This is a genomic window from Carnobacteriaceae bacterium zg-84 (genome assembly GCA_013874835.1).
Lineage (GTDB): Bacteria > Bacillota > Bacilli > Lactobacillales > Aerococcaceae > WM01.
Window position 1 is genome coordinate 627437 of sequence record CP059430.1, and the last position, 23849, is coordinate 651285.

At 32.9% G+C, this 23849-nt stretch carries 24 protein-coding genes; 19 read left to right on the top strand and 5 right to left on the bottom strand.

The window, feature by feature from the left end; all coding sequences use genetic code 11:
* Positions 1–112 precede the first annotated feature (112 nt).
* The 3 genes from rpsA to H1220_03105 all read left to right on the top strand — a co-directional run bounded on the left by rpsA (position 113) and on the right by H1220_03105 (position 3154).
* Positions 113–1312 (top strand): 30S ribosomal protein S1, encoded by a 1200-nt coding sequence (rpsA, locus tag H1220_03095; protein ID QMI86348.1) that lies wholly within the window; start codon positions 113–115, stop codon positions 1310–1312.
* A gap of 97 nt (positions 1313–1409) precedes the next feature.
* On the top strand, positions 1410–2723 hold the full coding sequence (gene der / locus H1220_03100; GenBank protein ID QMI86349.1) for a ribosome biogenesis GTPase Der: 1314 nt from the start codon (positions 1410–1412) through the stop codon (positions 2721–2723).
* 155 nt (positions 2724–2878) lie between these two features.
* A complete protein-coding gene (locus tag H1220_03105; GenBank protein QMI86350.1) occupies positions 2879–3154 on the top strand; it encodes an HU family DNA-binding protein in 276 nt (91 codons plus the stop codon).
* A 120-nt stretch (positions 3155–3274) separates the two neighbouring features.
* Here the strand turns inward: H1220_03105 and H1220_03110 are convergent, their stop codons facing one another.
* Both H1220_03110 and H1220_03115 read right to left on the bottom strand, forming a co-directional pair.
* The gene (locus tag H1220_03110) at positions 3275–3970 is read right to left on the bottom strand and encodes an immunity protein (protein QMI86351.1); all 696 of its coding nucleotides are present in this window, start codon (positions 3968–3970) and stop codon (positions 3275–3277) included.
* 126 nt (positions 3971–4096) lie between these two features.
* Positions 4097–4621 carry an excalibur calcium-binding domain-containing protein gene (locus tag H1220_03115; GenBank protein QMI86352.1) on the bottom strand — a complete coding sequence of 175 codons (525 nt, stop codon included), beginning with the start codon at positions 4619–4621 and terminating at the stop codon, positions 4097–4099.
* Between the two features lie 147 nt (positions 4622–4768).
* Between H1220_03115 and H1220_03120 the strand changes: the two genes are divergently transcribed.
* From H1220_03120 to H1220_03130, 3 genes are read left to right on the top strand one after another with little or no spacing between them, the layout of a single operon-like run.
* On the top strand, positions 4769–5986 hold the full coding sequence (locus H1220_03120; GenBank protein QMI86353.1) for a tetratricopeptide repeat protein: 1218 nt from the start codon (positions 4769–4771) through the stop codon (positions 5984–5986).
* A 9-nt stretch (positions 5987–5995) separates the two neighbouring features.
* The gene (locus H1220_03125) at positions 5996–7192 is read left to right on the top strand and encodes a CCA tRNA nucleotidyltransferase (GenBank protein QMI86354.1); all 1197 of its coding nucleotides are present in this window, start codon (positions 5996–5998) and stop codon (positions 7190–7192) included.
* 21 nt (positions 7193–7213) lie between these two features.
* On the top strand, positions 7214–9259 hold the full coding sequence (locus H1220_03130; protein QMI86355.1) for a PBP1A family penicillin-binding protein: 2046 nt from the start codon (positions 7214–7216) through the stop codon (positions 9257–9259).
* A gap of 138 nt (positions 9260–9397) precedes the next feature.
* Here H1220_03130 and H1220_03135 read toward each other — a convergent pair whose 3' ends face one another.
* Entirely contained in the window at positions 9398–9586 is a 189-nt protein-coding gene (locus tag H1220_03135) for a 50S ribosomal protein L28 (protein QMI86356.1), read from the bottom strand.
* Positions 9587–9870: 284 nt separating this feature from the next.
* Between H1220_03135 and pyrF the strand changes: the two genes are divergently transcribed.
* The 5 genes from pyrF (at position 9871) to H1220_03160 (ending at position 14821) form a co-directional block, all read left to right on the top strand.
* Positions 9871–10563 (top strand): orotidine-5'-phosphate decarboxylase, encoded by a 693-nt coding sequence (gene pyrF, locus H1220_03140; protein ID QMI86357.1) that lies wholly within the window; start codon positions 9871–9873, stop codon positions 10561–10563.
* Entirely contained in the window at positions 10556–11182 is a 627-nt protein-coding gene (locus tag H1220_03145; protein ID QMI86358.1) for an orotate phosphoribosyltransferase, read from the top strand. Before pyrF ends, H1220_03145 begins: the two co-directional genes overlap by 8 nt.
* Positions 11183–11351: 169 nt before the next feature.
* The gene (locus H1220_03150) at positions 11352–12830 is read left to right on the top strand and encodes a nicotinate phosphoribosyltransferase (GenBank protein QMI86638.1); all 1479 of its coding nucleotides are present in this window, start codon (positions 11352–11354) and stop codon (positions 12828–12830) included.
* The gene (gene nadE / locus H1220_03155; GenBank protein QMI86359.1) at positions 12830–13648 is read left to right on the top strand and encodes an ammonia-dependent NAD(+) synthetase; all 819 of its coding nucleotides are present in this window, start codon (positions 12830–12832) and stop codon (positions 13646–13648) included. The genes H1220_03150 and nadE overlap by 1 nt, the downstream gene beginning before the upstream one ends.
* 27 nt (positions 13649–13675) lie before the next feature.
* Complete coding sequence (locus H1220_03160; protein QMI86360.1) at positions 13676–14821, top strand: hypothetical protein; 1146 nt, start codon at positions 13676–13678, stop codon at positions 14819–14821.
* A gap of 51 nt (positions 14822–14872) precedes the next feature.
* On the opposite strand, the gene H1220_03165 is transcribed toward H1220_03160, so the two are convergent.
* Positions 14873–15505: a hemolysin III family protein gene (locus H1220_03165; GenBank protein ID QMI86361.1), complete on the bottom strand. Its 633-nt coding sequence runs from the start codon at positions 15503–15505 to the stop codon at positions 14873–14875.
* A 135-nt stretch (positions 15506–15640) separates the two neighbouring features.
* On the opposite strand from H1220_03165, the gene H1220_03170 reads away from it, so the two are divergent.
* The 7 genes from H1220_03170 (at position 15641) to pduA (ending at position 20786) form a co-directional block, all read left to right on the top strand.
* Positions 15641–16483 (top strand): DegV family protein, encoded by an 843-nt coding sequence (locus H1220_03170; protein ID QMI86362.1) that lies wholly within the window; start codon positions 15641–15643, stop codon positions 16481–16483.
* Positions 16476–17105: a YpmS family protein gene (locus H1220_03175; protein QMI86363.1), complete on the top strand. Its 630-nt coding sequence runs from the start codon at positions 16476–16478 to the stop codon at positions 17103–17105. The genes H1220_03170 and H1220_03175 overlap by 8 nt, the downstream gene beginning before the upstream one ends.
* Position 17106: 1 nt before the next feature.
* On the top strand, positions 17107–17334 hold the full coding sequence (locus H1220_03180; GenBank protein ID QMI86364.1) for a YozE family protein: 228 nt from the start codon (positions 17107–17109) through the stop codon (positions 17332–17334).
* A 17-nt stretch (positions 17335–17351) separates the two neighbouring features.
* Positions 17352–18059 (top strand): purine-nucleoside phosphorylase, encoded by a 708-nt coding sequence (gene deoD, locus H1220_03185; GenBank protein QMI86365.1) that lies wholly within the window; start codon positions 17352–17354, stop codon positions 18057–18059.
* Positions 18060–18067: 8 nt separating this feature from the next.
* Entirely contained in the window at positions 18068–19555 is a 1488-nt protein-coding gene (locus H1220_03190; GenBank protein QMI86366.1) for a S41 family peptidase, read from the top strand.
* Between the two features lie 8 nt (positions 19556–19563).
* Positions 19564–20238 (top strand): signal peptidase I, encoded by a 675-nt coding sequence (gene lepB, locus H1220_03195; GenBank protein ID QMI86367.1) that lies wholly within the window; start codon positions 19564–19566, stop codon positions 20236–20238.
* 263 nt (positions 20239–20501) lie between these two features.
* A complete protein-coding gene (gene pduA, locus H1220_03200) occupies positions 20502–20786 on the top strand; it encodes a propanediol utilization microcompartment protein PduA (GenBank protein ID QMI86368.1) in 285 nt (94 codons plus the stop codon).
* 266 nt (positions 20787–21052) lie between these two features.
* Here the strand turns inward: pduA and H1220_03205 are convergent, their stop codons facing one another.
* Positions 21053–22357: an ISL3 family transposase gene (locus H1220_03205; protein ID QMI86369.1), complete on the bottom strand. Its 1305-nt coding sequence runs from the start codon at positions 22355–22357 to the stop codon at positions 21053–21055.
* A 392-nt stretch (positions 22358–22749) separates the two neighbouring features.
* On the opposite strand from H1220_03205, the gene H1220_03210 reads away from it, so the two are divergent.
* Entirely contained in the window at positions 22750–23844 is a 1095-nt protein-coding gene (locus tag H1220_03210; protein ID QMI86370.1) for a BMP family ABC transporter substrate-binding protein, read from the top strand.
* The last annotated feature ends 5 nt before the right edge of the window (positions 23845–23849 follow it).

Consider the following 23849-nt stretch of genomic DNA (forward strand, 5'->3'; position numbering starts at 1 on the left):
GAAAAACCTTTTAAAATATAGACTGTCTTAATAAAAAGTGGTATAATGTTCGTAAATATTGTTCTTTTTTAAGAACGTTTGAGCAGTGCTCGATTATAGGAGGTTTATATTCATGTCAGAATTTTTAAATGCCATGGAAGAAGCATTAAATAATGTTTTAGATGTTAAGGTTGGCGATTTAGTACAAGGTGAAGTGTTGACACTTCAAGACAACAAACAAGTGATTGTTGGTATTTTAGGTGCAGGGGTTGAAGGTGTTATTCCTGCGAAAGAATTATCAACTGAACCAATTGATAGATTGGAAGAAATTGTAAAAGTTGGAGACGTATTAGATTTAGTTGTTATTTCAACAATTAAAGATAAAGAAAACGGTAGCTATTTACTATCAAAACGTCGTGTTGATGCTAGAAAAATTTGGTCAGAAATTCAAGAAAAATTTGAAAATAATGAATTAGTTGAAGGGACTGTTAAAAACACTGTAAAAGGTGGTTTAACGGTAGATTTAGGTGTTCGTGGCTTCGTACCAGCTTCTTTAGTGTCTGAATTCTTTATGAAAGACTTATCTCAATTTAAAGGGCAAACATTAACATTTAAAATTGTTGAATGTGAACCAAGCGAGAATAAATTGATTTTATCTCGTAAAGAGGTTGTTTTAGCAGAAAAAGCAGAAAAAATGGCTAAAGCTTTAGAAACATTAGAAGTTGGAAGTGTTGTAGAAGGGACAGTATCTCGTTTAGCCAAATTTGGTGCGTTTATTGATTTGGGTGGCGTAGATGGTTTAGTACATATTTCTGAAATAGCACACGGTCATATTAGAAAACCGTCTGATGCATTAACAGTCGGTGAAACAGTAAAAGTAAAAATTTTAGATATTACTGAAGAAGGACGTGTTTCATTATCTATTAAAGAAACAGTACCTAGTCCATGGGATATTGCTTTAGAAACATTTAAACAAGGCGATGTTGTAAAAGGAATTGTGAAACGCTTAGTTGACTTCGGTGCGTTTGTAGAGTTACTTCCTGGTATTGAAGGATTAGTTCATATCTCACAAATTTCACATGAACATATTGCTGTACCGCATGAAGTGTTACAAGTTGGCCAAGAAATCGATGTGAAAATTAGAGAAATTCAAGAAGATGAAAAACGTATTTCATTAAACATTAAAGATTTAATTGAAAAACCAGTAAAAGAAAAAGAAGTCGTAGAAGAAGTTGTTGAAGAAGAAGTACCATATGATGTGACTGCAGATAACACAACAGTAACATTAGGTGATGTATTAGGAGAACAATTAGCGTCTTTAGAAAACGAATAATATGAGCGAAAAGATGGGAGAACATCTCTCATCTTTTTGTTTGAATGAGTGAAAATATACCATTATAATAACAAAGAAAAACAAAAGAGGTGAGAGAATGAAAATACCGACGATTGCGATAGTAGGTAGACCAAATGTTGGGAAGTCAACCATTTTTAATCGCTTAGTGGGAGAAAGAATTTCAATTGTTGAAGATATTTCTGGTGTGACAAGAGATAGAATTTATGCAAGAGGAACATGGCTAGATAAGCCATTTAATGTCATTGATACGGGTGGTATTGAATTGAGTGAAGAGCCATTTATGTCACAAATTAAACATCAAGCAGAAATTGCGATTGATGAAGCAGATGTGATTATTTGTTTAACGAGTGTACGTGAAGGTGTGACTGAAGCAGATGAATATGTTGCACGTATTTTACATCGCTCTCATAAACCGATTATTTTGGCGGTTAATAAAGCAGATAATCCAGAACAAAGAAATGAAGTATATGAATTTTATAGTCTAGGATTAGGCGATCCATTTCCAATTTCTGGAAGTCATGGATTAGGATTGGGAGATTTATTAGAGGAAGTCTTTAAAAAAGTTCCAGTTGACGATACAGATAAGGACGAAGAGAACAAAATTCGTTTTAGTTTTATTGGACGACCAAATGTTGGTAAATCATCATTAGTAAATGCTATTTTAGGAGAAGAACGAGTAATTGTATCGAATGTTGCTGGAACAACAAGAGATGCGATTGATACAGAGTTTACAGATGAAGATGGTGATATATTCCAAATGATTGATACTGCCGGTATACGAAAACGTGGTAAAATCTATGAAACAACAGAAAAATATAGTGTTTTACGTGCGATGCGTGCTATTGATCGTTCTGATGTCGTGCTAATGGTTTTAAATGCAGAAGAAGGTATTCAAGAACAAGATAAAAAGGTTGCCGGTTATGCCCATGAAGCAGGAAAAGGTGTTATTATTGTTGTGAACAAGTGGGATGCCATTGAAAAAGATAATCATACAATGAAAAAATTTGAAGAAGAAATCAGAGGACATTTTTTATACTTGTCTTATGCACCTATTGTATTTGTGTCTGCAAAAACCAAACAACGTTTGCATACTTTACCAGCATTGATAAAACACGTTAATGAAAATCAATCATTACGCATTTCTTCATCATTATTGAATGATGTTTTATTAGATGCAGTGGCAACAAATCCAACACCAACAGATAAAGGTAAACGATTAAAAATTTATTATTTAACACAAGTAGCAGTAAAACCACCAACTTTTGTTGTTTTTGTAAATGACAAAGAATTGATGCATTTTTCTTACGAACGTTTCTTAGAAAATCAATTAAGACAAACATTTGAGTTTGAAGGAACACCTATTCGTTTAATTACACGAGAACGTACATAAAACGCCATATTTTTACAAAAATATATATAAAAAATTATAAAAATATTTGCATAAATCATAGCGGTGTGTTATTCTTTTTAAAGAGTATTTTGAATAATTTGTATTCAAAATGTATCTAGTTGATTTCGTTAGAAATCATATACGGAGGTGAAAACATGGCAAATAAAGCAGAATTAGTAGAACGCGTTGCAAATGAAACTGGTTTTACAAAAAAAGATGTAGCTATTACAGTTGATGCATTATTCGAATCAATCCAAGAAATTTTAGCTGCTGGTCAAAAAGTACAAATCATCGGCTTTGGTAACTTTGAAGTTCGTGAACGTGCTGCTCGTAAAGGACGTAACCCACAAACAGGTGAAGAAATCGAAATTAAAGCAAGCAAAGTACCAGGATTTAAAGCTGGTAAAGCATTAAAAGATGCTGTTAAATAATGAATAATATTCCCCTTAAAACTTGTTTACTAAGTTTTAAGGGGATTCGTTTTTTATAATATCAGGTCTAAGATAAGAAAACCCGTTGAAGTAATTAAAACTTTGACGGGTTTTATATCATTAGTTTAAATCTAAAAGAACAATTTGTTTTTTGGCGTTAAAAGAGAAAGAAGGAACAACTTCTAATTCAAAACTTCCAGAACCGTTTACACCAAAATGGGAAATTGCATTTTCAAAAATTCTACCTGAAGATATATTTTGAATAGTATTTTCATTTGGATAAGACTCCATTTTTTTACTACCTACATATAGAGATAGTTCACTACTTACTAAATAATCTTTATCTGATAGGTTTTTGACGTCATATATTACTTTTAAAACACGTTCAGGATTTGATTTATCAAATTGATTACGTTGATCCGTAAATTCTGCACTTTTTATGGTGATTTCAGCAACACCTTCAAATGTAATGGTATCACCTATTTTATATGATTTTTTAGCAGCCATAGTTGTTGTCGTTGTATTTTCTACTTTTGTGGTGTCTTTTTGATTATCTTTTTGTACTGTTTCTGTTTTGCTAGAAGTATCTTTTTGCTTATCTTTTGCTAATTGTGAACCAATTCCTCCAATAATAACAAGTGCGCAAACAATAATAAACCATTTACTTTTATAAAAAGGTTTCTGTTTCTTTCTTTTACTGTATAACGCTTTTCTTGATGTAGTCATAATCCTATCTTCTTTTTGTATTATTATAATATTATGTTGTATGTATATTATATTGAGTTTGGGATACTTAGTCAATGTTTCATTCAACAAGATAGACTAATATGTTTCATCTACTAGTTTATTTGATGAGTAACAATAATAAAAAACCGATACATGTATTTGTGTCGGTTCTTTATGTTATGCTCAGTCTTGCTCGGTTAGGAGAAAGATAAATGATTAACGGCGTTTTTTGGGACAGATTTCACAGCCGATGCCGTCGCCATCTCTATCTAAATGTTTAGCATATCCGGGTTGTCCTGCGTAAATGGGAGCTTTTCCTGCTTCACATACATCTTTGCAATTACGATAATAGATATTAGGTTGTGTTTCTTCTTGAACTTCTTGAGTTTCTTCGGTTTGAGGAGGCACGATATTTGTTTGTCCACTGTTCGTATTTTGAGAGGGTTGTATATTATTATTTGATATGTTTTGTTTCGTTTTGTTTTCTTTTGTATGATGTGGTGTATTTGATTCAGTATTTTCTGTATCGCTCGCATGATGCGTAGTACTTTGTGTAGTCGTTGTCATTTGTGTTGTTGTTTTGGAAGTAGTCGTGGTTGTACGATGTGTTGTTGATGTTGATATTGTCGTATTTATTTCAGATGTCTTTTCTATTGTCTTTTCTGTTTTTGTTGTGTTATCGCAACCTGAACATACTAAACAGTATGAAAGAATAGCTGCAAAGATCATTTTTCGTCCCATAAAATCTCTCCTAATATGATAAAGATACCGCTTACTTGTTTTTTATGATACAACTTTTAAACATTACTTGCAAATGTAAAATAGACGATTTTTCATGTTGAATATGATAGAATAAACATGATATCTATATAAAATGAGGTAGATGACATGAATGAATTAGGATATAAAGCATTAAACTCTATACAAGATAACCAAATGGAACTAACAGTACAATTATTTGAAAAATCAGTATTACAAGCTATGAGTGATAATGAAGAAAGTGATGCGTATGATGTTATTGTTTCTTTTGCACAACTAGGGTTTGTGGAACATGCAATCGAAAATTGTGAGCATGCCTATCAACTTTGGGAAAGCGAAGATTGGTTATTATTGTTAGCCGAATTAAAAGTGGAGATAGATGCTTTAGATGAAGCACTGGAGCAGTTATTGATGATACCTGAGCAGTCACCATTGTATGTTAATGCTTTGTTAATGATTGCTGAGATTTATCAAATTCAAGGTGTGTATGAGGTTGCACAGTATAAATTAGAATTGGCAAAAGATATGATGCCAAATGAACCAATTATTGATTTAGCATTGGCAACCTTGTATCAATTTATGGGAGAACACCAAAAAGCGTTACAACACTATGAAGTGGTACTACAACAAGAAGATGAGTATGATATGGTGGATATTTATTATAAAGCAAGTAAGTCATTGATTGCTTTAGGAGAATTTGAAGAAGCAATTTCGTATTTAGAAAAAATAGATATGACAAATCATCATTCAGAATCGTTATTTGAGTTGGCATTATCGTATTATCAGCTAGAAGAATATGAGCGGGCATTAAAATGGTTTGATGCTTTATTAGTGAGAGATCCAGACTATTTATCAGCACATTATTATATGGCAGATGTGTATACAAAATTAAAACAGTTTGATAAAGCAAAAGCGTTATTAAGAAAAGCGTTGAAAGAAAATCCTTATCAAGCAGCGTTATACATACAATTATATCAGATTGAAAAAGATATTGACGTTTTAAAAGAAGCGATTGTATATGTACCGGATGATATTCAAGTACAATTATTATATGCACATCGTCTAAAAGAGTTGGAAGATTATGAAGAGCTTGTAGCGTATGTGGAACCATTATTGACAGATGAGGAAGATAGTGAGTTGTATTGGTTACTAGCCTATGCTTACGGTAAGCTAGAAGATGATGATAAGGCACAAAAATATTATGAGTACGCCTATCCAATCTATCAAGAAGAGATTACTTTTTTACAAGAGTATGCATTATATTTACGTGAAATTGGTCAGCGAGATAAGGCAAAACAGATGATTGCTAAAATTAAGCAATTAGATCCTTTGTGGGAAATATATTAAGGAGATTATATGTTAAAACACCATTTATTTCAGCAAGCATTACCTGTTCTTGAGCAAATCGAAAAAGCGGGTTTTGAAGCGTATTTTGTCGGCGGTTGTGTGAGAGATGCTTTATTAGGAAAGGATATTTCTGATGTGGATATTGCCACGAGTGCTTTTCCACAAGAAGTGAAACATATTTTTAAAAAGACAGTAGATGTTGGTATTGAACACGGAACAGTAATGGTGTTATTTAACGACAACACTTATGAAGTGACGACGTTTCGTACGGAGTCAACGTACCAAGATTTTAGACGACCAGATAAGGTAGAATTTGTACGTTCTCTTGAGGAAGATTTAAAACGACGTGATTTTACAATCAATGCATTGGCAATGGATAGACGAGGTCATTTGTATGATTTTCATAACGGGCAAGTTGATTTACATCATCAGTGTATTCGTGCCGTGGGATGTGCACATGAACGGTTTCATGAAGATGCGTTACGTATGATGAGAGCCGTGCGTTTTGCTGGGCAACTAGGATTTGAGATTGATGATAAAACGCAAGAGGGTATTCAAAAAAATGCACATCTATTAAAGAAAATAGCCGTGGAACGTATTCAAGTGGAATGGGAAAAATTGATGATGTCTTCGTTTAAAAAGAATGGGATTGATATATTTCTTAAAACAGGGTTATATAGATATTGTCCAGAATTTGCTGAACATAAAGATGCGTTACAAAGATTGGGAAATGATGTATTCGTACTTGAGACGGATGCTATGTATTGGGCAATTTTATTATACTATATGGGTATCAAAGATATAGATGCTAAACAAGTATTAAAAAGTTGGAAATTATCCAATCAACTAATTGATGATGTGAGCATTTTGTTACGTATTTTGTTTTTTAGAAAAGAAAGAGATTGGACGGTTGATGATTTGTTCCAAATCGGGAAAAGATTGTCTGTTCAAGGAGAAACATTGGCATATTTATTATGTTTGACGTCAGAAAAAACAGAGGTGGCAGACTTGTATGATGCTTTACCTATAAAAACTGTAAAAGATTTAGCGTTAAACGGTAAAGAAATTATGGCATTGTTACAAAAAGAAACGGGTGGAAAATATTTAGGAGAATTGATTGAGAAAATACGTGTGAATGTATTGCATAGTGTGTTGGAAAATGATAAAGAGGAACTAACACGTTTTGTGAAAGAAAATCGTGAGTAAAGACATGAGTGTGAGGTGCTTATGAAAATAAATAGTCAAGTATTGAAACAACGTGTGCTATCTATCAATGCTTTTTTGAAAAAGTATCATGTGATAAAATGGGCAGTATTTATCATGCTTTGTATCAGTTTTGTTTTTAGTAGCTATCTTTTGTTTTTAGCACGTACAACAGATGTAAAAGCGTTAAAAGCTGGGTTGGAACAAACGACAAAAGTATATGATTTACACGATCAAGAAGCGGGGGAATTGTTTAGTCAAAAAGGGACATATGTCCCTTTAGAACAAATTTCTGAGAATATTGTTAATGCCGTTATTTCAACTGAGGATAAACGTTTTTATGATCATCAAGGCATAGATTATATGGGTATTGCGCGTTCTTTGGTAGGTTTTGTTACACATGGGTTTAAGCTAACTGGTGGTGGCAGTACTTTAACACAACAATTAGCAAAAAATTCATATTTAACGCAACAACAAACGTTTTTAAGAAAAGCTCAAGAAATTTTTTTGGCTTTGGAAATCGAAAGACACTATACCAAAGATGAGATTTTAACGATGTATTTAAACCACGCTTATTTTGGACATGGGGTCTGGGGAGTTGAAGATGCCTCGAAAAAATATTTTGGAAAGTCGGCAAAAGATATTAGTGTTTCAGAAGCAGCAGTTATTGCGGGGATGTTAAAAGGTCCGGGATACTACAATCCAATTGATCATGAAGATCAAGCAAAAAATAGACGAAATACAGTATTGCAGTTAATGGCTGATAATGACAAGATTTCAAAGGACATTTTAGATACAGCTTCTCAAGAACCGATTGTATTAAAAGATGCCTATGAAACGGCAACATCTTATAAATATCCTTATTTTTTTGATGCGGTTATTCGTGAGGCAAAAGAAAAGTATGGATTAGATGAGGAAGATATTTTAACGAAAGGTTATAAAATATACACGACATTAGATCAGACGTATCAAAATCAATTAGACAATGCGTATGCAAGAGGAGAGTTGTTTCCAAATGCAGATGATGGCACACTTGTTCAAAGTGCTTCGATTTTAGCTGACCCAACAACAGGCGGTGTTATGGCGTTGATTGGGGGACGGGGAAATTATGTGTATCAAGGATTTTCACGTGCGACACAGATGTATCGTCAACCGGGTTCAACATTAAAGCCTTTAGTAGTGTATACACCAGCTTTAGAAAATGGATATACACCAGAATCGATGATGATTGATGAAGAATTATCATATGGAACAGATAATTACACGCCTAAAAACTGGGATCATCAAACAGTAGGTACATTACCGATGTATCAAGCATTAGCCTTGAGTAAAAACACTAGTGCTGTTTGGCTATTGGATAAAATTGGTCTAAAAAAAGGGATTGATAAATTGCATCAATTTGGTATCGAAACAGAAAAGGCAGATCATTATCTGGGTGTTGCTTTAGGTGGAATGACAAAAGGAGTAACTCCTCTTGCTTTAACAAGTGCATATACAGCTTTTGCTAATAAAGGTGTTCGACAAGATGCTTATTTTATTCGACGCATTGTTGATGCGACCGGAGCGGTAATTGTGAATAAAACGCATACCGATAGTCAGCGTGTGATGAGTGAGAAAATTGCTACAGATATGACACGTATGATGTTAGGTGTTTATACAAGTGAGGGGACAGGTCAAGTACGATTACCAGCTGGGTTACAAATAGCAGGTAAAACAGGTACAACCGAGTTTGCTGATAAAGGCGTACAAGACCAGTGGGCTGTTGCTTATACACCTGATTTTGTGTTTACTTCGTGGATGGGATTTGATAAGACAGATGATACACATCATTTAAGTATTGACTATCAAAATAGCATTCACCCATTTTTTAATGTTGCTGTGAATAATATCATTGCTGTTTCACCAAAAACATCTTTTGAAACAACATCTATCCAATCTGAAAAGCAAGCAGAACAAGAACAGAAAAAACAAGATTGGTTAAGTGGTGTGAAAGATTTGGGAGAAACATTGAAAAAAGGTGCTGAAAATTTATGGAATGGTGTTATTGATTTTTTCAATGGGAAAAAATAAAAACGTCATACCTCGACATCTGAAGGTGTCAAGGTATGACGTTTATTTTTGGCTCTATAATAAATCGTCTTGGTGGAGAGCTTTTTTTGCTACTAAAAAGAAAAAACGCATTGTAGGACAATGCGTTTTGCTGTGTGATTAAACACGTTCAACTTTTCCAGATTTTAATGCACGAGCTGAAACCCAAACTTTTTTAGGTTTACCATCTACTAAAATGCGAACTTTTTGTAAGTTAGCTTTCCAAGTACGACGTGAAGCGTTCATCGCATGAGAACGTGAGTTACCTGTTTGACTTTTACGTCCAGTAACGAAACATTGTTTAGCCATTGTCTTACCTCCTTTGTCTGTTTAACTGTGAAGAGTATCAAACTTACATTCACATACTCCAATAATTTAGCATATATCGAAAAAAAATGCAAATAGAAAACAATAATTTTTGCTCTTTTTATTTGTAATTATAGTTTAATTATGCTAGAATTTGCAAAAGAAAAACCTTTAATATCGTCCGAGAGACGATCAAGGCAAAAAAGAATGAATGGATTGTTGCATTTGCCTTGATAAACAGTATCAAGGCATTTTGGTTTTTCAATAATAAAAAGGAGCCGAAAAAAATGACAGAAGTAATTGTTGCATTTGATGTATCAACACAAGAGGAATTAGCCTCAATGTTAGATATGTTTCAAGAACCTATTTATGTAAAAATTGGTATGGAGGCAATGTACCGCTTTGGAGCAAGTTTGTTAACACCAATTAAAGAAAGAGGGCATAAAATTTTTTTAGATTTAAAATTACATGATATTCCAAATACCGTGTATCACGCAATGAAACAATTAGCAGCCTTGCCTGTTGATATGATCAATGTACATGCCGGTGGTGGTATTGACATGATGAAAAAAGCTGTTCAAGCAGTCAAAGAAATCAATCCGAATATATTGTGTATTGCTGTAACAGTCTTAACGTCTTTAGATGATAAGGTTGTCACAGATGAATTATTATTAAATCAAGGACTAGAAAAAACAGCCTTACACTATGCTAAAAATGCTAAAGAAGCAGGTATGGACGGGGTAGTATGTAGTGTTCATGAAGTGGAAAAAATTCATGAAGTATGTGGTGCTGATTTTTTATGTGTCACGCCGGGTATCGCATTGTTAACAGCACAAAAAAATGACCAAAAACGTATCGCAACGCCACAATATGCCAAAGAAAAAGGCTCTGATTACATTGTTGTCGGTCGTGCTATTACAACAAGTGAAAATCCTTATCAAACATATAAACAAATTAAAGGAGATTGTGACCATGAGTAAAGATATAGCACAAATACTATTGGATACACAAGCAGTTTTTCTATCGGTAGAAAAACCATTTACGTGGGCAAGTGGTATTCAATCTCCCATTTATTGTGATAATCGAAAAGTATTGGCTTTTCCAAAAGAAAGAGAAACTATTAAACAAGCATTTTTAAACATTTTAAAAGAATACGACTATGATGCAATTATTGGTACAGCGACAGCTGGTATTCCAATGGCAAGTATATTAGCAGATGCAACAAATAAACCATTAGGTTATGTAAGAAGTAGTAAAAAAGACCATGGTAGACAAAATCAAATTGAAGGATTTTCGAAAGAACACAGTAAAGTGATTGTCGTTGAAGATTTAATTTCAACGGGGAAAAGTGTGCTAAAAGTTGTAGATGCATTAAAGGAAGCAGGTATAGAAGTCATTGCTGTTATTGCTATTTTTAGCTATAATATGCACTTATCACAAGAGCAATTTAGTGCATCAGGTGTGTCATACCGTGTATTAAGTGATTTTAACACATTGATGCAACTTGCTTTAGAACAAGGGATGATTACCTCTCAACAAGAAAAACAGTTAAAGAAATTCCAAAATAATCCTCAAAATAATGAATGGATACAAGCGTAAAGTTAGTAAGCAAAAGCAATATGATGATATGTTGCTTTTGCTTTTTCTGTTTATTTTTTGTGTTTTTAGAACATTCCTCCCTTTGATTTATAAAGCTTATTTTTGTATAATGGATAATAATGAAAGATGTTCTACAATTTATGTAGCACAATAAGAAAGCAAAGAGGTTATATTCATGATATATCAAGATGATAGTTTAGCGTTACACACAGATTTGTATCAAATTAACATGATGCAAACATATTGGTTAGAAGGAATTGCAGATAAACGTGCAGTTTTTGAAGCGTATTTTAGAAAAGCACCTTTTTCAAGTGAATATGCAGTATTTGCTGGGTTAGAACGATTGGTTCAATATATTCAAGGGTTACATTTTTCAGATACTGATATTGCATATTTAAGAGAGCAAGGACAGTATTCTGAAGAATTTTTAGACTATTTAAAAGCGTTTAAATTTAATGCAACAATTCGTGCACCTCATGAGGGTGAAATTATGTTTGCCAATGAACCATTGGTACAAGTTGAAGGAAGTTTAGCAACGTGTCAGCTAATTGAAACAGCCTTATTAAATATTTTGAATTTTCAAACACTCATTGCCACAAAAGCATCTCGAATACGTACAGTTTGTGGAAAAGATGATACTATTTCAGAATTTGGAACACGTCGTGCACAAGAAATGGATGCAGCAATTTGGGGAACAAGAGCAGCTTATATAGGTGGATTTGATTCGACAAGTAACATTAGAGCAGGTAAAATTTTTGGTATTCCAATTACGGGAACGCATGCTCATGCACTTGTACAAGCATATCGAAATGATTATGATGCATTTAAAGCTTATGCTCAGACACATAAAGATGTTGTTTTTTTAGTAGATACATACGATACATTACGTTCAGGCGTACCAAATGCTATCAAAGTAGCAAAAGAAATGGGAGATCGTATCAACTTTTTAGGTGTTCGAATTGACAGTGGAGATATGGCGTATACCTCTAAAAAAATCCGTGAACAATTAGATGAAGCAGGATTTCCAAATGCTAAAATTATTGCATCGAATGATTTAGATGAAAGAACGATTTTAAACTTAAAAATGCAAGGTGCAAAAATCAATTCATGGGGTGTTGGAACACGTTTAATTACAGCGTATGATCAGCCAGCTTTAGGTGTTGTGTATAAATTGGTTAGTATCGAAGATGAGAATGGCAATATGGTAGATACAATGAAAATTTCAAGTAATGCTGAAAAAGTGTCAACGCCAGGTAGAAAACAAGTCTGGAGAATTACACGTAATAGCGATGGAAAATCTGAAGGAGATTATATTGCATTATGGCATGAAAGACCAGACTTATTAGAAGAATTGTACATGTTTCATCCTGTACATACTTATATCAATAAAACGGTTAAAGATTTTACAGCACGTCCATTGCTTCATGATGTATTCGTTGATGGTCAATTAGTGATTGATTTACCTACTTTAGAAAGTGTTAAACAATATGCAGAACAATCGCTTAATCATTTATGGGACGAATACCGTCGTATTTTAAATCCAGAAAAATATCCAGTCGATTTATCTACAATATTGTATGAACAAAAGATGACCAGTATCGAAGAGATAAAAAAACGTGTCAAAAAACAAGTAAAGGAGGTGAACTAATGCGTCCATTACAACAAAATATTATTGAAACATTAAAAGTCAATCCGATAATAGAGGCTCACGATGAGATAAGGCGTAGTGTTGATTTTTTAAAGCGTTATTTATTGAAAAATCCTTCATTAAAAACATTAGTATTAGGGATTAGTGGTGGGCAAGATTCCACACTAGCAGGAAGATTATCACAGTTGGCTGTCGAGGAATTAAGACGAGAAACTGGAGATAATACATACCAGTTTATTGCTGTGAGATTACCTTATGGCATACAAGCCGATGAAGATGATGCACAAAAAGCATTAGCATTTATTTGTCCAGATAAAGTGATGACAGTTAATATTAAAGATGCTGTCGATGCTACACAAGCAAGTTTAGAAATATCGGGTGTCGTGATTAGTGATTTTAATAAAGGTAATATTAAAGCAAGACAACGTATGATTGTGCAATATGGAATTGCTGGTGCTACGCATGGCGTTGTAGTTGGTACAGATCATGCAGCAGAAGCAGTTACAGGTTTTTATACAAAATTTGGAGATGGTGGAGCAGATATTATGCCGTTGTGGCGATTAAATAAACGCCAAGGAAGACAACTATTGCAATATTTACAAGCAGATGAAGCTTTATATTTAAAAATACCCACAGCAGATTTAGAAGAAGATAAACCATTACTTCCAGATGAAGTTGCTTTAGGTGTTACATACGAAGATATTGATGATTATTTAGAAGGAAAAACCATTTCTGAAGAAGCTGCTGAAAAAATTGAATACTGGTATATACGTAGTCAACACAAACGTCAAATGCCATTAACGGTTTTTGATAATTAAAATATATTTTATTGGGTGGGAAAAATTATGGAAAATAATAATACAAATAATATAGTAGAAAAAATAAAAACGTATGTGATGTCAAATAAGAAAAAAGTAGGCATTATTTCAGGGATTGTCATTGTATGTTTGATTATCATGACAACTGTATTATCTGGACCAATTAGTGTGATAAATGATGTCAAACCGGAGTTTTCTGGTTATGATGGAAGTGGAACGTTAAGCTATAATGAAAAAGAAATTCGTCAAAAAGTGGAAGCTGCTGTTTTGAAAAAATATGGTGCTTCACAAGCAGATATTGATAACACATTACAAGGGGATATTACAAAAGTATTATCTAATATTTTTTCAAATGGGAAAAAATATTTAGAGATACAAAGTGTTTTATCAAGTATCTCTTATAAATTTGACAAAACAAAAGAATTGAAAAATGGCGATAAAGTCATGTTTACAATTAGTGCAACAGATAAAAATGCACCAATTCGACCTGAGAAAAAAGAATTTGTTGTGTCTGGATTGAAAGATGTTCAAAAAGTAAGTGCAGAAGATGTTGTCAAAGATAGTAAAATAAATGTAACTGGTTATAATGGTTTCGGTTCTTTAGAGTACAATCAAGATAAAGTAACGCTTGTATCTAGTAAAAATAAATCTTTCTCAAATGGTGATAAATTAACATTTAAAATAAATGATTACTATATTACTGGAATGAAAAAAGAAGGTAAAGTTGTAACAAATGGTACAGATGAAACGACTGTAACGGTTGAAGGTTTAAAAGAAGTTACCGATATTACGAATTTAAATACACTTATTGATAAGATTGATGATTACGCAAAAGCTGAAAATAAAAATGTACCTGAAAGTAGTTATGAAAAGAAAAAAGAATTTGTACTTGAAAGAGCAACAACATTCTTTAAATACTCAACTTCAAACTATAATTCAACAGATACAATGAATGTGGTCAATATTTATAAAATTACAGAAACAAAAGGTTCTGATACAAAAACATATTATAAAGTATATGGATATACAGTTAAAGTATCCGTTTCTGATAATCAGCTTATCTTAGCCGATTTAAGCAACAATAAATACAGTCTATATGATACATTTGAAGATTTAGAGTCTGCTAAAGTAAGTTTAAGATCTTCTGATTTTGTAGAATACACAAAAAAATAACGTTAAATCCCCTACGCAAACCGCTTAGCTGGTTTGCGTAGGGGATTTTGATTAAACGTATAGAAAAATTGAAAAGTACATAAATCCTGCACCTAACATCACAAATAGATGCCAAATAACATGCATAAATTCGATTTTTTTCATATTGTAAAAAATAGTACCGATTGAGTAACTGATGCCACCTAATACAAGAAGTAAAATACCATTAAATCCAATTGCTTGATATAAGGGAACAATGAGTAAAAGTGAGAGCCACCCCATACCTAAGTATAAGATAGAAGATAATAGAACATTTTTACCGATGTTAAAGCATTTTACAATAATACCGATAAGAGCAATTATCCAAATGACGAAACACATCAACCATCCTTGTGTACCTTTGACAGCTAATAAACAATAAGGTGTATAAGAGCCTGCAATCAGTAAATAAATGGCAGAGTGATCAAAAACACGCATGATTTTTTTTGCTTTTGTAAATGAAAGGCTATGGTATAAAGTTGAAAATAAAAAGAGTAAAATAAGTGTTACACCGTAAATAGTATAGGAAATAATGTTTAATGTACTGATATGTATCCCTTTTACAATTAAAAAAATAAGTCCTATGATACCTAAAAGTGTGCCAATTCCATGAGTAGTAGCATTGAAAATTTCAGCAATAAGTGTTTTTGTTTCAATTTTGTGCATAAACGTTCCTCCTATATGAAGATAAAAGTATTTTACATAGAACTTTTAAATGAAATTTGTTATAATGAAACATATCATTTATTATAAAGCAATTTCAATAATAAAGAAACAAAATACAATCGATGAGGTGACTTCATGTCAAAAATTAAAATTGTAACAGATTCAATTGCTAATTTAACAGATGAAGAAATAAAGGTGTATGATGTACACATTGTAAATCTAAATGTGTTAGTAGACGGTGTGTCGTATATAGACAGTGATGAAAAAATTGCTAAAGAAACATTTTATCAAGTGTTAAAGGAAGCAAAAGAATTACCTAAAACAAGCCAACCATCTATTGGTACATTTTTAGATGTATACGATAGTTTTGAAGACGGTACAGAAATTATCTCTATTCATGTAGCGTCATCGTTGAGCGGTACAGCAAGTGCGGCTCAACAAGCAGGAGACTTGTCTAAAAATCATGTTACAGTGATTGATAGTGAATTTGCAGATAGAGGCCAAGCTTATCAAGTTATTGAGGCTGCAAAATTGGCACAAGCAGGTGCTTCTAAAGAAGAGATTTTAGAAAAAATTAAAGATGTTAAAGAAAAAACAACATTATATATTAGTGTGTTTTCGTTAGATAATTTAGTCAGAGGAGGACGTGTTAGTCGTGCCAAAGGTTTGTTGTCTAATTTATTAAATGTTAAAGTGATTTTTGAATTTAAAGACGGTGTATTAACACCAATGCAAAAAGGCCGAGGTTCAAAATCTATTCAAAAATTTTTAGATGAACAAGTATATCCAAAATTGGAAACATTAACGGTTAAGGAATGCTCTTTATCATACGTTTGTTTGACAGAATTTCTTCATGAGCAAATCGACAAATTAAAATCTATGTTCCAAGAACAAGTATTACATATAGGATTTACTGTTCCAACTGTATGTATTCATACTGGAGAAGGTGCTTTTGCCATGATGTATTATCATGACTAAAAAGATAGATAAACAGTTACAAAAACGTGGATGGAAATATGCCTTTTTATCTCTGGCATGTGTCAATCTACTAGTTGTTGCATTTTTGTTTTATACTATCTCTAAACCAGCAGATATGGTTGTTAGAGAAAAAACAGAAGTCGCTGCTTCTAATAGTAAAATTCAAACAACATTATCGTTAAATAAAGCAGAAGTAGAAACGATTTTTTCATCATTTGTATCAGGAAATCAACAAAATGAATATGTATTGACACTTGATGATAAAATGCACATCACTGGAAAAGTTTCTATTTTAGGTATTCAGACTACTTTTGAATTAGTGGGTATGCCTTATCCAACAGAAAATGGTAATCTACAAGTAAAAGTTGATACTATTAGAGTAGGACAATTAAATATGCCTTTAAATGTTGTTTTAGGTATTATTGGACAACAGGCAAAAGATATTCTTTCAGTAGATGCGAAAAATCATGTGTTATATATTGAATTGGCATCGAAAGAATGGAAAAATGGTGTCGTTGTGAAAGTGAAAGCTTTTGATATTGAAAAAGATGAGTATATCTTTGATGTGAGTGTACCGAATGAAACCATTTGGCATTTATTACAACAGCATAAAGGAGAGTAGCATGTATCGTTCGTTTTATCAGTTTATGTTAACGTACGCAGATCCATATAAAAAAGATAAACAAACAGCCTTTGCCAATGTCGTATCAAACGATATTGGATTTCCAAAGCATGCTGAAGATTATGACACTATTGTGAATTATGTTGAATTAACAGATTTATATAGTAACTATTTAACTATATTTGATGAATTATGGGAAACTTATATGCAACGAAATCAAATGATTTAAGAAAGAAGGAAAAAAGAATGAGTATACATATTGCAGCAAAACCAGGAGATATCGCAGACATCGTATTATTACCAGGAGATCCGTTACGTGCAAAATTTATTGCCGAAACATTTTTAGAAGATGTGGTACAATACAATACAATTCGTAATATGTTTGGCTATACAGGTACTTATAAAGGAACACGTGTATCTGTTCAAGGAACCGGAATGGGTATTCCGTCTATGATGATTTATGCGAATGAGTTGATTACACAGTATGGTGTAAAAACATTGATTCGTATTGGTTCAGCAGGTGGTATGAATCTTGATGTAAAAGTACGTGATATTGTATTTGCACAAGGTGCAACGACAGATTCAGGTATTTTAAATCATATTTTTGAAAATCAAGTATCTTTTGCGGCGTTATCAAACTTTGCTTTATTAGACAAAGCATACCATACAGCAGAACGTTTAGGACATCATAATATTCACGTCGGAAATATTTTGTCTTCAGACCGTTTTTACAATGCAGAATTAAATACAAAAAAATTAGCTGATTATGGTGTATTAGCTGTTGAAATGGAAGCAGCAGGTTTATATGCTTTAGGTGCTCAACATCATGTACAAACATTAGCAATGGTAACAATTAGTGACCATTTAATTACAGGAGAAGAAACAACAGCACAAGAACGTGAGCAAACATTTACAGCAATGATGGAAATTGCATTAGAAACAGTAGTAAAGTAGTGTGAACCATGGAAGAAGAATTTTTAGAAGAAAAAGAAATACAAACAGGTCATGAAAAGAAAAAAGGTATCATTCATTTATCTGTTTCAAAATTCATTATGATTTTATTGGTAACAGTTTTAGGTTCTGTTGGCGTTACGTGTGCAGCAATGATTGCTAGTGCACAATTACAAACACACATGTTATCGAGTACATCAAATTTACCGCCAAAATTGATTGAAGGACTATCTAAAAGTTATACATTATTGAAAAACGCCTATATGGGTGATTTAGATGACCAAAAATTGATTGATGGGGCATTAAGTGGTTTTGTTTCAGGTGCAGAAGATACGTACACAACGTATTTGAATGAAAAAGAATTTTCAGCATTGATGCAAGCAACAGACAGCACATTAGAAGGTATTGGTGTGGAAGTAGAACAAGTAGGTGAGTATATTCGTGTGGTCAGTCCTTATGGAGAATCTCCAGCAGCAAAAGCAGGTCTACAAACAAATGATTTATTTGTCGAAGTCAATGGAGAAAACATTGTAGGGAAATCTATTTCAGAAGTTGTGACTTTAATTCGTGGTAAAAAAGGGACATCTGTGACGCTAAAAATGAAACGTGGTAATAGTGAGTATACAGTATCTGTGGTTCGCGATAAAATTTCATTGACGACAGTCAAACATGAATTAGACAAAACAAATCAAAACGTCGGTATTGTCCGCATTTCATCTTTTGCCAAAACGACGTATGATGAACTTGTTGAAGCAGTAAAAGATTTAAGAACAAAGGGTGTAACATCGTTTGTTATAGATGTTCGTTCAAATCCTGGAGGTTTATTAGACTCTGTTCAAAAAATTGTGAATATGTTTGTAGAACCAAATAAAGTTATCTTTGAAATGGAAAATAAAGCAGAAGGTATTCAAAAAGTATTCTCTAGTGAATCTTTAGGTAGTTTCAAAGTAACAGAACCTATTACAATCTTGATTGATAAAGGTAGTGCTAGCGCATCAGAAATTTTTGCGGGAGCGTTATCTGATTTAGGACGTGCAAAATTAGTTGGTGAAACAAGTTTTGGGAAAGGAACTGCTCAAACAGTTCAACAATTATCAGCAGAAACAGGTATTAAAATCACGTATTCAAAATGGTTAACACCTAATGGTACTTGGGTACATAAAACAGGTATTAAACCAGATTATGAAGTTGCTTTACCAGAATATAGTAAATTGTCGTTTATCAATCCAGATGATGTACATCAGTCGGGCGAATCTTCTGATAGTGTGCTAAATATACAAAAATTATTACGTGCATTAGATTATGGTGCTCATTTGACGGGTACATACGATGATGAAACTGTGCAAGCAGTGAAACAGTTCCAAAAATCTGCTCAACTAGAAGAAACAGGTGTTGTTTCTGGTGATACAACAAGAGCGTTGCTAAAAACATTACGCGAGAAAATTATACAAAACGATACGCAACTACAAAAAGCTGTAGAATTATTAAATGAAAAATAGGAGGAATTATGTCTGAAGAAGTTGTTTTAAGAAATAAAAAGAAAAAGAAAAAATCAGCAAATAGACTAAAAGAAAATATCCTATTTGTGTTGTATATTCTAGGGGCATTGGCGCTGGCAATGGTATTGAAAGCGTATGTGATTACGTCTATGAGTATTGTAGGGCATTCCATGTCACCGACTTTAGAAACCGGTCAAACAGTTGTTGTATATAAATTAGGAAAACCAAAACGTTTTGATATTGTCACATTAAAAGCTCCTGACGGTGCTATGGAAAATGGGCAACGTAAAGTTTATATTAAACGTGTCATTGGATTACCCGGAGATGAAGTAGAATATAAAAACGATACTTTATATATTAATGGAAAACCTTATGATGAACCATATCTAGCGAATTTAAGACAATCTTTAGGAGAAGGTCAAACACTAGAGCCAGACAGAACCTTGAAACAAATATTAGATAGTGTTAAATTAACAAACTCGACCTTACCGGAAGAAAATACGACTCTCGTACAAAATGAACAAGGAAAATACGTCATTCCAGAAAATCATTATTTTGTTTTAGGAGATAATCGTTTAAATTCTAAAGACGGAGATGAGTTTGGTTTAGCCAATGCTAATTTATTAGAAGGCACGGCGATTTTCAGATTTATGCCACTAGATAAAATTGGTCCGTTAAAATAATTATAAAAACTGATTAAAGGTCAATCTTTAGTTAAATAAACGTTCAAAAGCCCTTGCCATCAACTTATGCAGTATGTTGAAGGCAAGAGCTTTTAGTGTATCTGAAAAGGTTTTCTTTGAATAATTTTTATATATTCATATTATTTATAATAAAATATACAAAATATTTGTGTTGTGGAAAATATTTCTAAAGAGGAACTACTAGATTTATTAAGAAAAATTATATATAATAAATAAGTAGAAAGAAATTGGAGGGTATCAAAATGAAAGATGCATTAGGTATGGTAGAAACAAAAGGTTTAGTCGGAGCAATTGAAGCAGCAGATGCTATGGTTAAAGCTGCTAATGTGACACTAGTCGGCAAAGAACAAATTGGTGCTGGATTAGTAACAGTTATGGTTCGTGGTGATGTAGGTGCTGTTAAAGCTGCAACTGATGCAGGTGCTGCAGCTGCTGAAAACGTTGGGGAATTAGTATCTGTTCACGTAATCCCACGTCCACATTCAGAAGTTGAAGTGATTTTACCAAAAAAATCAACTGAAAACTAATCTAAATTAACCTTTGGTTTTTCCCTCAATACCGTTAAGGTATTGAGGGATTTTTCATTTATTGAATGGTGTTAATGTAAAAAGGCTCTATGTCAAATAGGGTTGATGACTCAAAAAAGGTAGTGATGTCACGAATGTTACGTCACTATCTTTTTAGTTTAAGTCACAAAGTGATGTACGGCTCACCGACATGTACACGATACATTTCTCTTCCCCTACGTTGTGCGGGGAAGGAGCTATTCGTACGTCACTTTTGACTTAAACTATTAAGCAACTAGTGAAGTAGATGGTACGGTGTATGGTACATATAACTTACAGATTAATAAAATACGATTTCTAAAATGTGAAAAGTTACGATAACCATAGGCATTTCTCTTAAGTACTTTAATTTTATGATTGATTCCTTCAAGTGCACCGTTAGTCAAATGATGGTAGATAAAGGTGTTTTTAATATAGGGTAAATACCCTTTGAAAGTTCTTAATACTCTACGTAAACCAGGAGAAATAGCTTCCTGTTTAGCCCATATGAGTATTTCTTCAAATCGGTCAAAATCTTTATTATGTAAAGCATCTCTCAATTGATGAACGACATCGTATGTGGCTCTTAGTTCGGGGACTTGTTCCAATAAATAATCGACTATCCCTTGTGTATGTGTCATCCAATCAAACAGTGGAAAACGGTGATAAGGATAACTACTTAGTGTATCTGTGTTACTTAAAAACAACTTCCAATAACGTTTCATTTTGTTGTATAAACGGCGATTGTTCTGATGTAAAGCTTTCATTACATGCACTCTGTGTTTTGTTAACTCACGATTTAATGCTTGTACAATATGAAAAGGGTCGATAATGATATGTGCGTTAGGAAATACTTGCTTGGCTATCTGAATATAGGGGCGAAACATATCAATCGTAATTGTTTTAACAGCTTTTCTTGTCTGGGTATCGTATCTAGCAAAGTAGTCTAATAGCGTGCTGGATTTACGGTCGTGTACAACGTCAATCAGTTGATGAGTCAGTGCATCACAATAGATAAAACTCATGGCACTATCAGAAGAGTTTACTGACTTGAATTCATCAAAACATAGGTGTTGAGGTAATTGTGTGTTGTGATTTACTTTTAAAGTAGAGGCGATCTTATCTACAATACGTCTGACCGTATGTACAGATACATTGTGTTGTTTAGCGATGTAGGTTTCTGAAATGGTTTCTGTTAAAGTATCCATTATCTTTTGTTTTAAACGGTTTGTGATAAAACAATGCTTATCCACAATAGGTGTTTCAGCTGTAAATGATGATTGACAGGATTTACAATAAAAACGTTGTTTAGTGAGTGATAAATAGGCGTTTAGTCCTGAAATTTGGCATAAAGACAGTCGCGATTGACGTGTCCCATTTTTTACAATGCCATTGGTTGCGTGACAATTTGGGCAACAATCTGGTGTATAGGTTAATTTACCGTATAAGACTAATGATTTTTTATGTCGAATGTCACACTCTGATACGTTTTCATGATCAAATGTGATGTTTTTATCCTTTAATTGTAGTAAGATTTCTGTTATATTAGACATAGGCAATTTCTCCTTATTATTTGGTCGTACTTTTAATTTAAGAGAAAATTGCCTTTTTGTCTACATAAAATTAGGGTTGTTGGCTTATGCCATCAACCCTAAAAATTATACAGCCTGTAAAAAAGCATTAGCACTTTTTTGTGCTATATTATCTCGTATTTTATATAAATTGTTTCTTTTTGATATTTTTTGTATGCGTTATCAGAAATGTGTTGACATCCTTTGTCACTAGTGGTACTATCACTTTATAAAGTTGTTCAACCAATTTTATATTTTGTTAGACAAATTATCCGAGTAATGACATTGAGAGAAAATGAGAGGAGGCACTATATTGTTATGTATCTAGACAATGTGATTTCATTGGATAATAAAAAACTTAGAGGAGAATAATTATGTCAAAATCTTTAAAAATGGTCTATAAAGTGGTAATTGCATTATTGGTTGTGGTATTAGCAGCGTGTTCTTCACAATCAAGTGAGAAAACGGATACAAAAATGATGTCTGATAAAAATGAAAAATCATCTGTACGAGTAGGCGTTGTATTTACGACTGCTGGATTAGGGGGAGAGTCGTTCAATGATTTAGTATTTGAAGGTGTAAAACGTGCTAAAGATGACTTAGGCGTTGAGTTTGATTATGTAGAACCAAAATCTGTTTCTGACCAAGAAATTACATTAGATGAAATGGCAAGTTCTGGTAAATATCAACTTGTTATTGCCGTAGGATTTGAACAAGTTGACGCTATAAAAGTCGTTGCTAAAAATTATCCAGAACAAAAATTTGCTTTGATTGATGCTCAAGTAGATTTACCAAATGTTTCTTGTTATGTATCACGTGAAGAAGAAGGTACTTTCTTATTAGGTGCATTGGCAGCGCTTGTAAAAAAAGAAGGCACTCTTAATATGTTGAATAAAGAAAAAGTAATTGGTTTTATTGGTGGTGTTGAAAGTCCTCTTATTAATAAATTTGCAGCAGGATATACAGCAGGTGCAAGATATGTTGATAAAGACTTAACTGTATTAGTTGATTATGCAGGTAGCTTCAATGATCCATCTACAGCAAAAGTTATCGCAGAAACAATGCACAGTAAAAATGCAGATATTGTTTTCCATGCAGCAGGTGCATCAGGTATGGGATTATTCCAAGCAGCTGAAGAAAAAGGATTTCTTAGCATGGGAGTTAACTCAAATCAAAATAAAATTAAACCAGACTATATTATGGCAAGTATGTTGAAATTAGCAAATCAAGCATCTTACGAAGTAATTAAAAGTGTTGTAGAAAATGCTTATAAACCTGGTATTAATACACTTGGTTTGAAACAAGAAGGTGTTGGTATTACATTAGATAAAAGTAATATCAAAGTATCTGAAGATATTGTGAAAACAGTTGATGACATTAAGAAAAAAATTATTGATGGTTCAATTGAAGTGCCTACTGCATTAGATAAAGTAGACAGTTTTATTGAGAGTCATCAATTAGGAAAATAACAGAA

Bases quoted from the DNA above. Each gene is read 5' to 3' on its own strand.
- rpsA (QMI86348.1), top strand. From the start codon at position 113: ATGTCAGAATTTTTAAATGCCATGGAAGAAGCATTAAATAATGTTTTA.
- der (QMI86349.1), top strand. From the start codon at position 1,410: ATGAAAATACCGACGATTGCGATAGTAGGTAGACCAAATGTTGGGAAG.
- H1220_03105 (QMI86350.1), top strand. From the start codon at position 2,879: ATGGCAAATAAAGCAGAATTAGTAGAACGCGTTGCAAATGAAACTGGT.
- H1220_03115 (QMI86352.1), bottom strand. From the start codon at position 4,621: ATGGGACGAAAAATGATCTTTGCAGCTATTCTTTCATACTGTTTAGTA.
- H1220_03120 (QMI86353.1), top strand. From the start codon at position 4,769: ATGAATGAATTAGGATATAAAGCATTAAACTCTATACAAGATAACCAA.
- H1220_03125 (QMI86354.1), top strand. From the start codon at position 5,996: ATGTTAAAACACCATTTATTTCAGCAAGCATTACCTGTTCTTGAGCAA.
- H1220_03130 (QMI86355.1), top strand. From the start codon at position 7,214: ATGAAAATAAATAGTCAAGTATTGAAACAACGTGTGCTATCTATCAAT.
- H1220_03135 (QMI86356.1), bottom strand. From the start codon at position 9,586: ATGGCTAAACAATGTTTCGTTACTGGACGTAAAAGTCAAACAGGTAAC.
- pyrF (QMI86357.1), top strand. From the start codon at position 9,871: ATGACAGAAGTAATTGTTGCATTTGATGTATCAACACAAGAGGAATTA.
- H1220_03145 (QMI86358.1), top strand. From the start codon at position 10,556: ATGAGTAAAGATATAGCACAAATACTATTGGATACACAAGCAGTTTTT.
- nadE (QMI86359.1), top strand. From the start codon at position 12,830: ATGCGTCCATTACAACAAAATATTATTGAAACATTAAAAGTCAATCCG.
- H1220_03160 (QMI86360.1), top strand. From the start codon at position 13,676: ATGGAAAATAATAATACAAATAATATAGTAGAAAAAATAAAAACGTAT.
- H1220_03165 (QMI86361.1), bottom strand. From the start codon at position 15,505: ATGCACAAAATTGAAACAAAAACACTTATTGCTGAAATTTTCAATGCT.
- H1220_03170 (QMI86362.1), top strand. From the start codon at position 15,641: ATGTCAAAAATTAAAATTGTAACAGATTCAATTGCTAATTTAACAGAT.
- H1220_03175 (QMI86363.1), top strand. From the start codon at position 16,476: ATGACTAAAAAGATAGATAAACAGTTACAAAAACGTGGATGGAAATAT.
- H1220_03180 (QMI86364.1), top strand. From the start codon at position 17,107: ATGTATCGTTCGTTTTATCAGTTTATGTTAACGTACGCAGATCCATAT.
- deoD (QMI86365.1), top strand. From the start codon at position 17,352: ATGAGTATACATATTGCAGCAAAACCAGGAGATATCGCAGACATCGTA.
- H1220_03190 (QMI86366.1), top strand. From the start codon at position 18,068: ATGGAAGAAGAATTTTTAGAAGAAAAAGAAATACAAACAGGTCATGAA.
- lepB (QMI86367.1), top strand. From the start codon at position 19,564: ATGTCTGAAGAAGTTGTTTTAAGAAATAAAAAGAAAAAGAAAAAATCA.
- pduA (QMI86368.1), top strand. From the start codon at position 20,502: ATGAAAGATGCATTAGGTATGGTAGAAACAAAAGGTTTAGTCGGAGCA.
- H1220_03205 (QMI86369.1), bottom strand. From the start codon at position 22,357: ATGTCTAATATAACAGAAATCTTACTACAATTAAAGGATAAAAACATC.
- H1220_03210 (QMI86370.1), top strand. From the start codon at position 22,750: ATGTCAAAATCTTTAAAAATGGTCTATAAAGTGGTAATTGCATTATTG.